Genomic DNA, 12353 nt, shown 5'->3' with positions numbered 1-12353 from the left:
TGAAGGGAATCCTTACTACGGGGTCGGGGGCCGGGCCCGCCGCGCGGCGGCGCCGGCCGGCTGCGTTAGACTCGAAGGCTACGAGGGCGCAGCCCTGTCATTGTCCCATGCCGTGGCCCGAATCGATTACGACGAAGACGACACCTCCGACGACTCCCGGTCGCACGACGGCGGCGCCCCGACCTGGAAACGGCGCCTGGTCACCTGGATCCTGGCCGCGATCGGCCTGGGGCTGGGTTTCCTGATCCCGTATACGCTCTACCTCAATCACGAAGTCGGACAACGCTTCGGCCAGTTGCGCTGGCAGATCCCCACGCGTGTCTACGCGCGGCCGCTGGAACTGACTCCCGGCTTAACCCTGGACGCGGGCACGCTCAAGACCGAGCTCGACGCTTCGGCCTACCGCGACGACGGCAGCGGCGCGCGCACCGGCACCTATGCCCGCGAGGGCGGTCGCTGGATCATCTCCAGCCGCGGCTACAACGACGTCGACGGCGCGGTCGCCGCGCGCCGGATCGAAGTGGTGCTGTCCGGCAGCCGCGTCGCCAGCCTGCGCGAAGCCGGCACCAAGAAATCGCTCAAGGTCGCGCGCCTGGACCCGGCGCGCATCGCCACCCTGTACGGGCAGAAGCAGGAAGAGCGTCGGCTGGTGCGGATCGAGGACGTGCCCGAACTGCTGGTCACCGGCCTGCAGGCGGTCGAGGATCGGGACTTCAACAGCCATTTCGGCATCGATATCTCCGGCATGATCCGCGCGGCGTTCAAGACCGCGACCGGCTCCCGCCAGGGCGCCAGCACCCTGACCCAGCAGCTCGCGCGCAGCGGCCTGCTCGGCATCGGCCAGGAGCAGACCCCGACCCGCAAGGCCAAGGAAATCCTGTACGCGCTGCTGATCGAGGCGCGCTACGACAAGCGCACCATCCTCGAGGCCTATTTCAACCAGGTCTACCTGGGCCAGCGCGGTTCGCAGGCGATCCACGGCGTCGCCGCCGGCGCCGAGTTCTGGTTCGGCCGCGACCTGCGCGACCTCAGCACCGAGCAGCTCGCGCTGCTGATCGGCATCGTCAAGGGGCCGTCGTACTACGACCCGCGCCGCAATCCCGAACGCGCGCTGGAACGGCGCAACTTCGTGCTCGGCGAAATGCACGAGACCCAGCTGATCGACGATGCCGAATACCAGCGCGCGCTGAAGACGCCGCTGGGCATCACCAAGACGCCGGGCAGCACCTCCGCCAACCGGTTCCCGGCGTACGTCGATCTGGTCCGCCGCCAGCTGGCGCGCGACTATCCGGCCGATGCGCTGGCCGGCGCCGGCCTAAGCGTGATGAGCGGCATGGCGCCGTCGGCCCAGGCCCAGGCCGAGGGCGCGGTCGCGCGCACCCTCAAGAGCCTGGACAACAAGCGTCGCCCGCCGCTGCAGGCCGGCCTGGTGGTCACCGACGTGCACAACGGCGAAGTGGTGGCCGTGGTCGGCAGCCGCGAGGCCGCCCAGCACGGTTTCAATCGCGCGGTCGAAGCGCAGCGGCCGGTGGGTTCGCTGCTCAAACCCTTCGTGTATCTGCTCGCGCTGGCGCAGCCGGGCAAGTACTCGCTGGCCAGCTACGTCGACGATTCGCCGGTCACCGTGACCCTGGGCAAGGGCAGGCGCTGGAGTCCCGGCAACTCCGACGGGCGCAGCCACGGCACGGTGCGCCTCGTCGATGCCCTGGCGCAGTCCTACAACCAGGCCACGGTGCGGGTCGGCATGCAGGTCGCGCCCGAGCGCGTGGCCGGTCTGATCAAGACCCTGGCCGGCATCGAGACCGACCCGAATCCCTCGCTGATCCTGGGCGCGGTCGACCAGAGCCCGTACGCGATGGCGCAGCTGTACCAGTTCCTCGCCTCCGGCGGCGAGATCCAGCCGCTGCACGCGGTGCGCGGCGTGCTCGACGCCAACGGCAAGGCGGTCAACCGTTACGACAAGGAACCGGCGCCGGCCCAGGAAGGCGACGCGATCGCGGCGCGCCTGATCACCATCGCCCTGCAGCAGGCGGTGTCCAGCGGCACCGGCCGCCAGCTGGTCAACGACGGCCTCGGCCGCCTGTCGCCGGCCGGCAAGACCGGCACCAGCAACGACGGCCGCGACAGCTGGTTCGCAGGCTGGACCGGCGACCACCTCGCGGTGATCTGGGTCGGCAACGACCAGAACCAGACCACCGGCCTGTACGGCGCCACCGGTGCGATGCGGGTGTGGTCGGCGATCTTCTCGCGCCTGCCCAGCGCGCCGCTGCAGGTCGGCGACAAGGGCATCGACTGGCAGTTCATCGTCAACCAGAACACCACCGACCCGGGCTGCGCCAGCGCGCGCCGCTTCGCCTTCGTCGCCGGTTTCGCCCCCGACTACGCGCCGTGCCCGATGCCGCAGGCCGAGCCGGAGCAGGAAAGCGGCGGCTGGCGCGACTGGTTCGGTATCGGCAAACGTGACGACGACGAGCAGCAGGCTCCGGCCGAAACCCCGCCGCCGCAGCAGGAGCAGTGAAGTGCGTATGAGGTTCCGTTTCGCCGCGCCGCTGGCGCTGAGCGCCCTGTGCGCGGCCTGCGTCACCGCGCCGCCCGCGCCGGAGCCGGCCTACGACGCCGAGACCGCGGTCGTGGCGATCCGCCGTTCTGCGGCCGGCGTGCGCGAGCTCGACGTGCAGCCGCTGCGCGACAACCGCGTCGAGGACCTGCGCCAGAGCGCGACGGCGCTGGAAAAACAGCGCAAGTACGCCGAGTCCGCCGCCGCGCTCGACCAGGCCCTGGCGATCAACGCCGGCGATCCGGCGCTGCTGCAGGAGCGCGCCGAGGCGGCGCTGCTGCTGCGCAAGCTCGACGACGCCGAGCGCTACGCCAAGCAGGCCTTCGACGGCGGTTCCAAGGTCGGCCCGCTGTGCCGCCGGCACTGGTCGACGATCGCGGCCGTGCGCCAGCACCGCCTGGACGTGCTGAAGACCACGCCGGTCTACAAGGAAGACATGGCCGCCGCCAGCGCGAACATCGCCCAGACCGGCAAGGACGTGGCCGCCGCGCGCGCCCAGGTCGACGCCTGCACCGTTACCGCGCCGCCGCGGTACTGACGTCGATGAGGTCGCTGTAATGGAGCCTGGCCGCCTCGGCGTAGCCAGCCGCGCCGCATTGAGCGAGGGCGGCGATCTCGCGCGCAGCCTGTCCGCGTTCGCGCCGCGGCCGGCGCAGCAGGACCTCTCGGTCGCGATCGCCGACGCCTTCGAGGCGCGCGGCACCCTGCTGGCCGAGGCCGGCACCGGCACCGGCAAGACCTATGCCTATCTGGTGCCGGCGCTGCTGTCGGGCCTGAAGACCATCGTTTCCACCGGCACCCGCGCGCTCCAGGACCAGCTCTACCACCGCGATCTGCCGCGGGTCCGCGATGCGCTCGGGATCGGCCTCAAGACCGCCCTGCTGAAGGGGCGCGCGAACTATCTGTGCCACTACCGCCTGAAGCAGGCCCAAGGCGAGCCGCGCTTCGGCAGCCGCGAACTGGCGGCGCAGTTCCAACGCATCGTGTCCTGGTCCGGGCGCACCCGCATGGGCGACCTGGCCGAGCTGGAGGCGCTGCCCGAGGATTCGCCGCTGCTGCCGATGGTGACCTCGACCGCCGAGAACTGCCTGGGCAGCGAATGCCCGTTCTTCGGCGACTGCTTCGTGGTCCAGGCGCGCCAGCGCGCCCAGGCCGCCGACGTGGTGGTGGTCAACCACCACCTGCTGCTGGCCGACCTGGCCCTGAAGCAGGAAGGCTTCGGCGAAATCCTGCCCGGCGCGCAGGCCTTCGTGGTCGACGAGGCGCACCAGTTGCCCGACCTGGCCGCGCAGTTCTTCGGCGAGGCCCTGAGCGCGCGGCCGCTGGTCGAGCTGGCGCGCGATGCCCTGGCCGAATGCAAGAACTCGCCGGGTTCGCTGGCGGTGATGCAGGGGCCGGCGCGCGATCTCGAACAGGCGGTGCGCGGACTGCGCGCGGCCATGGACGAGTTGCCGGTGCGCGCGACCCGCAAGCGCGCGGCCGAGCTGCCCGAGGTCGAGTACGCCTTCGACGTGCTGGCCGCGGCGCTGCAGCAGATCCAGACCGCGCTGGCGCCGCTGCGCGAGGCCGCGCCCGGCTTCGACGGCTGCCACGCGCGGGCCAAGGAATTCGAAGCGCGCCTGCGCCGCTGGCGCGGCGAACCGCGCAGCCACGGCGACGCCGACGACATCGTCGACCAGGAAGGCGACCCCTTCGAAGTGCGCGTGCCGCTGCCGAGCGGCGACGCCGACGGCTTCGGCGAGGAAGATGCCGGCAAGGAACCGCCGCCGCCGCAGGCCGACGCCAGCGTGCTCTGGTACGAACTGACCGCGCGCGGCTTCCGCCTCAGCCGCACGCCGCTGGACGTCGCCGGACCCCTGGCCGAGCACCGCGAACGTTCGCGCGCGGCCTGGGTGTTCACCTCGGCCACGCTCGCGGTCGGCGGCCAGTTCCAGCATTACGCGCACAAGCTCGGCCTGGTCGAACCCAAGACCCTGCTCGCGCCGAGCCCGTTCGACTGGCCGCGCCAGGCGCTGTGCTACCTGCCCCGCGGCCTGCCCGATCCGATGGTGCGTCACTACAACGAGAGTCTGGTCGACAAGCTGCGGCCGGTGCTGGAGGCCTCTGGCGGCCGCGCCTTCGTCCTGTTCGCCTCGCACCGCGCCCTGCGCGAGGCCGCCGAACTGCTGCGCGGCGGGCCCTGGCCGCTGTTCGTGCAGGGCGAAGCGCCGCGACCGGTGCTGCTGGAGCGCTTCCGCGCCTCCGGCAACGGCGTGCTGCTGGGCGCGGCGAGTTTCCGCGAGGGCGTGGACGTGGCCGGCGAGGCGCTGAGCGTGGTGGTGATCGACAAGCTGCCGTTCGCCGCGCCCGACGATCCGGTGTTCGAGGCGCGCCTGGACGCGATCCGCCGCGGCGGCGGCAATCCGTTCCGCGACGAACAGCTGCCGCAGGCGGTGATCGCGCTCAAGCAGGGGGCCGGCCGTTTGATCCGCACCGAGACCGACCGCGGCGTGCTGGTGCTGTGCGACCCGCGCCTGCTGTCCAAAAGCTACGGCCGGGTGTTCCTGGATTCGCTGCCGCCGCTGCCGCGGACCCGCGAGATCGCCGACGTGGCGGGGTTCTTCGCCCCGGGCGCCGATGCCGCGCGGTCCGAATCGCTAGAATCCGGTTCGGACCGCAGCGAGGAGCAGGACCGTGACTGACACCGATCAAGGCCGCAAACCGCGCGTGCACGGACTGGGCGGCGTGTTCTTCAAGGCCCGGGACCCGGCCGCGCTGTCGCAGTGGTACGCGCGCCACCTCGGCATCGACGCCCAGGACTGGGGCGGCGCGCTGATGTTCTGGAACCGTGCCGACACCGGCGAAAGCGCCTGCACGGTGTGGTCGCCGTTCAAGGCCGATACCGAGTACTTCAAGCCCAGCGACAAGCCCTACATGCTCAACTACCGCGTCGACGACCTCGCCGGCACCCTGGCCGCGCTGCGCGCCGAAGGCTGCCAGGTGCTGGACCGTTACGAGGAAAGCGAGCAGGGCAAGTTCGGCTACGTGGTCGACCCGGAAGGCGCCCTGATCGAACTGTGGCAACCGGCGCCCGACGATGCGTCGACCGCGCCGCCCGCCTGATCCCGCATGAACCACGCAAAATCCTTCGCCGCATGAAACTGCTCGCCTTCGAAACCGCGACCGAAGCTTGTTCGGTCGCGCTGTGGATCGACGGCGAAGTGCGCGAGCGCCACGAACTCGCGCCGCGCCGCCACGCCGAGCTTTCCTTGCCTTGGGCCGAGCAGTTGCTCGCCGAGGCCGGCATCCGCAAGTCGCAGCTGGACGCGATCGCCCTGGGCCGCGGCCCGGGTGCGTTCACCGGCGTGCGCCTGGCGATCGCGCTGGGGCAGGGCATCGCGCTGGCGCTGGACCGGCCGATCGTGGCGGTGTCGACGCTGGCGACCTTGGCGATGCGCGCCCATGCCCTGGCGTCCGCCGCTTCCGGTGGGAGCGGCGCGAGCCGCGATGCCGCTGCCGACGACAGGGCGGCTTCCCGCGTGCTCGCCTGCATCGACGCTCGCATGGGCGAGGTCTACAGCGGCGCGTTCGAACTGCGCGACGGCGACGCGTTCGCGCTCGACCACGAGGCCGTGCGCGCGCCCGACGCCGTGGCCTTGCCCGACCAACGCGACGGCTGGCTCGGCGTGGGCACCGGCTTCGGCGCCGCAGACGGCGCCCTGGCGCGGCGTTGCGGCGCCCGTTTCGCCGCCATCGACGCGAGCGCTCTTCCGCATGCCGCCGATCTGGCCAAGCTCGCGGTCGCGGCCTACGCACGCGGCGAAGCCCTGGCGCCGGAACGCGTCGAGCCAGCTTACCTGCGCAACAACGTCGCCCTGACCATCGCCGAACAGCAGGCGCTGCGCGCCGGTCGTTGATCGAATCGGCGGCGCGACGGCGCTTGCATCCGATACCGCGAACGGGATCCGGCCGCCGCAGGCGTGGCTGGAGCTGGACCTGTTCCCCGGCGAACCCTTCCAGGGCCTGACGTTCGGCCGGCTGTCCATGGCGCCGGATCGGGTCGGGCGCTTCCGGCCGCCGCGGCGGGCCGTTTTCGGGCCGGCTTACTCGTCGACCAGCGCCCCGTCCGGCAGGAACTGCCAGGTCCGCGTCACGTGCAGGATGTCGGGGTTCTCGTCGGTGCGCGGCAGCGGCGGGTAAGGCTCGGCCAGGCGGGCGATGCGCAGGGCCGAGGCGTCGAGCAGCGGAATGCCGCTGGATTGGACGATGTCGGCGCGCTCGACGCTGCCGTCGCGGCGCACCGCCACGCTGATCACGACCTGGCCCTGCAGCCGGCGCCGGCGCGCCTCGTCGGGGTAGTTGAGGTTGCCGACCCGCTCGACCCGGTCGACCCAGCTGCGCAGGTAGCCGGCCCAGGCGTATTCCTGGGTGCTGGCGGAAACGAACTTGCGCTTGGGGCGCTTGGCGTAGCGCTCCGAGCGCAGGTGGATCTCGGCCGCCAGGCGCGCCATGCGGATGTCGCGCTCGATCTTCTCCGGCCCTACCGGCAGCGGTCGTTCGGCGGGCGGAGTGGTGGCCAGGGCGCGCGCGGTCACGGTCTCGCCGCGGCTGGAACTGATCACCCGTGCCTGCGGCGGCGGGGCGGGGGCGGGCGACTGCGCCTGCAGGGCGCGCGCGGCGACCCCGGGCTCCGGCTGCGGGGCCGGGCCGGACTGGTTTTCGCGCGGACGGCTGCTCTTGTCGTGCTCGCCGCCGCCCTGGTTGCTGGCCTGGGCCATGAAATCGGCCTGCTTGGGCGTCAGCGCGGTCTGGGTCTGGGTCAGGATCACGTCCAGGGTCGGCATCACCGGCGCGGCGCTCTCCAGGGCGTAGCCGACGCCGAGCAGGAACACCCCGTGCACCAGCAGCGACAGCACCATGGTCGCGCTGAAACGGCCTTCGCCGTTCAGGCCGGCGGCGCCGGGTGCGGGAGCCGCGGCCGCGCTCATGCGGCGCTCGCCGCCCGGGCTTCGATGGCGTCGAACAGGCCGGCGGCGATGTTCAGGCCGAACTGGGCGTCGAGCTCGCGGATGCAGGTCGGGCTGGTGACGTTGACCTCGGTCAGGTAGTCGCCGATCACGTCCAGGCCCACGAACAGCATGCCGCGGCGCTTCATCTCCGGGCCGATCTGGGCGGCGATCCAGCGGTCGCGCTCGCTCAGCGGGCGGCCTTCGCCGCGGCCGCCGGCGGCCAGGTTGCCGCGGAATTCGTCGCCCTGGGGGATCCGCGCCAGGCAGTAGTCCACCGCCACGCCGTCGACCAGCAGGATGCGCTTGTCGCCCTGGGCGATCTCCGGCAGGTAGCGCTGGGCCAGGGCCAGGCCGTGGTCGCCGGTCAGCGTCTCCAGGATCACGTTGAGGTTGGCCTCGCCGGCGCGGGCGCGGAAGATCGAGCGCCCGCCCATGCCGTCCAGCGGCTTGAGCACCGCCTCGCCGTGCTCCTGCACGAAGGCCTTGAGTTCGGCTGGGTCGCGGCTGACCACGGTCGGCGGGCAGCACTGCGGGAACAGCAGCGCCGCCAGCTTCTCGTTGTAGTCGCGCAGGCCCTGGGGGTCGTTCACGACCAGGGCGCCGGCGTTCTGGGCCATGCTCAGGATCTGGGTGTCGTGCAGGTAGTTGGCGTCGACCGGCGGGTCCTTGCGCATCAGGATCACGTGGCCGGCCCCCAGCACGAGTTGTGACCAGGGGCCCAGTTCGTACCAGCCCTTGGCGTCCTCGCGCACGCTCAGCGCGGCGACCGTGGCCTGGGCCCGGCCGTCGCGCAAATTCAGCGCACCGGGCCGCACATAGTGCAGCCGATGGCCGCGGCGCTGCGCTTCCAGCAGCATCGCGAAGGTGGAGTCCTTGGCGATCTTGATCGACCCGATCGGGTCCATGACGACGACGATGTCGAGCGGCATTGGCGGTTCGTACCTGGAAATGTGCGCGATGGTAGCAGGCGGGTCATCGATATCTGCCATCATGTAGCGTCAGCTATGGTCCCTGCCGGGCCCATTTCTGACCCGTCGGGTCGCCTTTGCCGGATTCCGACGGGACCGACCCAATTCGTGCGCATGCCCGAACGCGAACGGACCGCGATGCCAACTGCAACCCGCAACAGGGTCGGTGGGCGCTGTGGTTCACGCGTTCAGCTTGCTGCTGGAAAAAGTGTGCTTGACAGCATGCGTGCGGCTTGGAATAAAGGCATCTTCGCGACGCGCCGGGGATTGCGCGGCGTTTCGCTCCGGGGGATACAAAGAATGCTCGATGAGGCTCGTAACGGCAGCCTCGACGGTCTGAAGGTCATGGTGATCGATGATTCCAAGACCATCCGTCGAACCGCCGAGACGCTGTTAAAACGCGAAGGTTGTGAGGTGGTCACGGCCACGGACGGATTCGAAGCACTGGCGAAGATCGCCGACCAGCATCCACAAATCATCTTCGTGGATATCATGATGCCGCGATTGGACGGCTATCAGACCTGCGCGCTCATCAAGAACAACCAGTTGTTCAAGAGCACGCCGGTGATCATGCTGTCCTCGAAGGACGGTCTGTTCGACAAGGCGAGAGGACGCATCGTCGGTTCGGAGCAGTACCTCACCAAGCCGTTCACGCGCGAGGAACTCCTCGACGCGATCCGCAAGCACGTACACGCCTGACCGGGGGGTAAGGCATTCAATGGCACGCATTCTTCTGATCGAGGACTCGCCGACCGATACGGCGGTCCTGACCCAGCTGCTGGAACGTAACGGACACCAGGTGTTCACGTCCGGCAGCGCCGAGGACGGCATCGAAGCGTGCAAGCGCGAGTTGCCGGATCTGGTGCTGATGGACGTGGTACTGCCGGGCATGAACGGGTTCCAGGCGACCCGCGCGTTGTCGCGCGACGCTGCGACCAGCGCCATCCCGGTACTCATCGTGAGCACCAAGGGCATGGACACAGACAAGGCCTGGGGCATGCGCCAGGGCGCCAAGGACTACATCGTCAAGCCGCCGCGCGAAGACGAGCTCATCGCGCGCATCAGCGCGTTGCTCGGCGGCTGACGCCATCAGGTACGGTCTATGAACACGCAGTCGCCGTTCGATGTGCTGGCCGATTACGAGCGCCGCAGCTTGGCGCATGTGGTCGGCTTGCCCGAGCAGCTCGATGCCCCGGGCCTCTGGCGCGGCGTCGGTTACCGCATCGGCGATCGCCGCCTGGCCTCGGGTTTCGACGAGGTGGTGGAAATCCTGCCGCTGCCCCAGGTCACCGCGGTGCCCGGCTCGCAGCCGTGGATGCTCGGTCTGGCCAACGTGCGCGGCAACCTGTTGCCGGTGGTCGATCTCAAGCAGTTTCTCGAAGGCACCCGCACCGTGCTGCACGAAAGCCAGCGCGTGCTGCTGGTGCGCCAGCCCGGCGGCGACGTCGCGGTGCTGATCGACGAGCTTTACGGCCAGCGCAGCTTCAACGACCAGCAGCTGGTCGCCGACGACGAGATCGCGCTGGAGCGCATGTCCGAGGGCCGCTACGCCAATTTCATCGACCGGGCCTACCGCCTGGCCGATCACCCGTGGGGGATCTTCAGCCTGGAACGGCTGGCCCGCACGCCCGAATTCCGTCAGGCCGCCGCCTGACGGGCCTCGGTCCGGTCCGCTATTAGCTGTCGCTACGCAACGCCGCAACGCCCTTGCACCACTGAAGCACCGCAAAACCATCCCCCGCCCAACCATCAAATCCGCATAAGCAACACTTTCTGAGGTCGAACATGAGCACTGTGATGGACAACGTGGCCGGCAAGGGCCGCAACCTGGGCGTCAACACCTGGCTGATCATCCTGGGCATCTCGGTGACGGTGTTCGGTTTGAACACAGGCTATGCGACCTGGAAGGCGGCGCGCCTGGGCGGCGCGAGCACCGCGGCCTCCAAGCTGCAGGTGAACTCGCAGAAGCTCGCGGTGCAGGGGCGAGAAGCGGTCGGCGGCGCCAGGGAAGCCTTCGCGGCGTTCAAGGCGACCAAGACCCAGATCGACACCGACATCCAAGAGCTCAACAGCAACTACGGCGGCACCTTCGAGGTGTCCGGACCGATCGAGACCGTCAGCAACACCTGGGGCCTGCTCGGCAAGAACGCAGACCAGGTGTTGACCTCGGAAAAGCAGGTCCTCGACCTGGCCGGTAACTTCGACAGCTTCTCCGGCCGCGTGCCGCAGCTGCAGGCACGCCTGGACGAACTGGTCCGCGCGATGTCGGCCTCCGGCTCGCCGTCCTCGCAGGTCTACATCGCCCTGCGCCAGGTCCTGCTGGCTGGCAACATGGCCCGCCGCATCACCGAAATCCGCGCCGGCGGCAGCGGCGCCTCGCTCGCCGGTGAAGCGCTGGGCCGCGACGCGGCGGTGTTCGGCAACGTCCTCAACGGCCTGCGCAAGGGCGGCGACACCTCCAGCGGCGTCTTGCCGCTGAGCAACGGCGGCGCCCTGGCCGCGCTCGGCCAGGCCGAAGCGCTGTGGACGGAGATGAAGAAGGACCTCGACGCGATCTCGGCCAGCTCGCCCAAGCTGTTCGCCGCGCAGACCGCGGCCGAGTCGATCACCAGCGGTTCGGAAAAGCTGCTGAGCGACAGCGAAAACCTGTTCAGCGCCTTCACCTCGTTCGGCTCGGTGCGCAGCACCAATCCGCTCGGCCACATCCTGGTCTCGATCATCTCCGGTATCGTCGCGCTGATCGCGATCGCCGGCTTGCTGTTCTCCTTGAACCGCGCCCAGCAGAAGCGCTACCAGACCACCAAGGAACTCAACGACCGTAACCAAGAGGCGATCATGCGCCTGCTGGACGAAATGGGTTCGCTGGCAGAAGGCGATCTCACGGTTAAAGCCACGGTCACCGAAGACATGACCGGCGCGATCGCGGACTCGATCAACTTCGCCGTCGAACAGCTGCGCAGCCTGGTGCAGACGATTACCGACACCTCGGTGCAGGTGGCGTCCTCGGCCCAGGAAACACAGGCCACCGCCATGCATCTGGCCGAAGCCGCGGAACACCAGGCGCAGGAAATCAACTCGGCCTCCGACCGCATCAGCGAAATCGCGGCCTCGATCGACCAGGTCTCGAAGAACTCGGCCGAATCGGCGGACGTGGCGCAGCGCTCGGTGCAGATCGCGACCAAGGGCGCGGGCGTGGTGCGGCAGACGATTCAGGGCATGGACTCGATCCGCGACCAGATCCAGGAAACCTCGAAGCGAATCAAGCGCCTGGGCGAAAGCTCGCAGGAAATCGGCTCGATCGTCGAACTGATCAACGACATCTCGGAACAGACCAACATCCTGGCGCTGAACGCCGCAATTCAGGCCGCCTCGGCCGGTGAAGCGGGCCGCGGGTTCGCGGTCGTGGCCGACGAAGTGCAGCGACTCGCAGAACGCGCGTCCAACGCGACGAAGCGAATCGAGACGCTGGTCCAGACAATTCAGTCCGACACCAACGAAGCTGTGAGCTCCATGGAGCAGACGACCTCGGAAGTGGTCGCCGGCGCCCGACTGGCCGAGGACGCGGGTACCGCGCTGGGCGAGATCGAAAAGGTGTCGTCCGACTTGTCCAACCTCATTCAAGGCATTTCCAGCGCGGCGCAGCAGCAGTCCAGCGCGGCCTCGAACATCACTCAAACCATGAACACGATTCAGCAAATCACCTCGCAGACCTCTCAGGGCGCCAACCAGACCGCCGAGTCGATCGGTAACCTGGCGCAGTTGGCCGCCGACCTGCGCCGCTCGGTCGCCGACTTCAAGCTGCCGGCCTAAGCCCAGGACGACGAGGTCGCAATCAGGATG

Annotated in this window: 11 protein-coding genes; 9 read left to right on the top strand and 2 right to left on the bottom strand. The window is 69.5% G+C overall.

Annotation, left to right across the window (positions count from 1 at the left end):
• Positions 1 to 121 precede the first annotated feature (121 nt).
• Genes mrcB through tsaB form a run of 5 tightly spaced genes read left to right on the top strand, consistent with a single transcriptional unit; the run spans position 122 to position 6453 of the window.
• A complete protein-coding gene (gene mrcB / locus ASD78_RS18170) occupies positions 122 to 2518 on the top strand; it encodes a penicillin-binding protein 1B (RefSeq protein ID WP_156087879.1) in 2397 nt (798 codons plus the stop codon).
• Positions 2519 to 2525: 7 nt separating this feature from the next.
• Positions 2526 to 3095, top strand: a complete 570-nt coding sequence (locus ASD78_RS18165; RefSeq protein ID WP_056104052.1) for a hypothetical protein — start codon at positions 2526 to 2528, stop codon at positions 3093 to 3095.
• 19 nt (positions 3096 to 3114) lie between these two features.
• Positions 3115 to 5238 carry an ATP-dependent DNA helicase gene (locus tag ASD78_RS18160; protein ID WP_056104049.1) on the top strand — a complete coding sequence of 708 codons (2124 nt, stop codon included), beginning with the start codon at positions 3115 to 3117 and terminating at the stop codon, positions 5236 to 5238.
• Positions 5231 to 5659, top strand: a complete 429-nt coding sequence (locus ASD78_RS18155) for a VOC family protein (protein WP_055900513.1) — start codon at positions 5231 to 5233, stop codon at positions 5657 to 5659. The genes ASD78_RS18160 and ASD78_RS18155 overlap by 8 nt, the downstream gene beginning before the upstream one ends.
• Positions 5660 to 5691: 32 nt before the next feature.
• Positions 5692 to 6453, top strand: a complete 762-nt coding sequence (gene tsaB, locus ASD78_RS18150; protein WP_056104048.1) for a tRNA (adenosine(37)-N6)-threonylcarbamoyltransferase complex dimerization subunit type 1 TsaB — start codon at positions 5692 to 5694, stop codon at positions 6451 to 6453.
• Between the two features lie 186 nt (positions 6454 to 6639).
• On the opposite strand, the gene ASD78_RS18145 is transcribed toward tsaB, so the two are convergent.
• Entirely contained in the window at positions 6640 to 7455 is an 816-nt protein-coding gene (locus tag ASD78_RS18145; protein ID WP_235565776.1) for an energy transducer TonB, read from the bottom strand.
• A gap of 65 nt (positions 7456 to 7520) precedes the next feature.
• A complete protein-coding gene (gene gshB, locus ASD78_RS18140) occupies positions 7521 to 8474 on the bottom strand; it encodes a glutathione synthase (RefSeq protein ID WP_056104045.1) in 954 nt (317 codons plus the stop codon).
• 339 nt (positions 8475 to 8813) lie between these two features.
• Between gshB and pilG the strand changes: the two genes are divergently transcribed.
• From pilG to ASD78_RS18120, 4 genes are all read left to right on the top strand, one after another.
• On the top strand, positions 8814 to 9212 hold the full coding sequence (gene pilG, locus ASD78_RS18135; protein WP_055900524.1) for a twitching motility response regulator PilG: 399 nt from the start codon (positions 8814 to 8816) through the stop codon (positions 9210 to 9212).
• A 19-nt stretch (positions 9213 to 9231) separates the two neighbouring features.
• Positions 9232 to 9597 (top strand): response regulator, encoded by a 366-nt coding sequence (locus ASD78_RS18130; RefSeq protein ID WP_055900528.1) that lies wholly within the window; start codon positions 9232 to 9234, stop codon positions 9595 to 9597.
• Positions 9598 to 9615: 18 nt separating this feature from the next.
• Complete coding sequence (locus tag ASD78_RS18125) at positions 9616 to 10167, top strand: chemotaxis protein CheW (RefSeq protein WP_055900531.1); 552 nt, start codon at positions 9616 to 9618, stop codon at positions 10165 to 10167.
• Positions 10168 to 10298: 131 nt separating this feature from the next.
• Positions 10299 to 12323 carry a methyl-accepting chemotaxis protein gene (locus ASD78_RS18120; protein WP_055900534.1) on the top strand — a complete coding sequence of 675 codons (2025 nt, stop codon included), beginning with the start codon at positions 10299 to 10301 and terminating at the stop codon, positions 12321 to 12323.
• The last annotated feature ends 30 nt before the right edge of the window (positions 12324 to 12353 follow it).

Origin of the sequence: Lysobacter sp. Root667 (assembly GCF_001427715.1) — a bacterium.
Classification (GTDB): Bacteria; Pseudomonadota; Gammaproteobacteria; order Xanthomonadales; family Xanthomonadaceae; genus Lysobacter.
The sequence above is the reverse complement of the archived record's forward strand: the minus strand, read 5'-3'. Positions and strand labels throughout refer to the sequence as shown.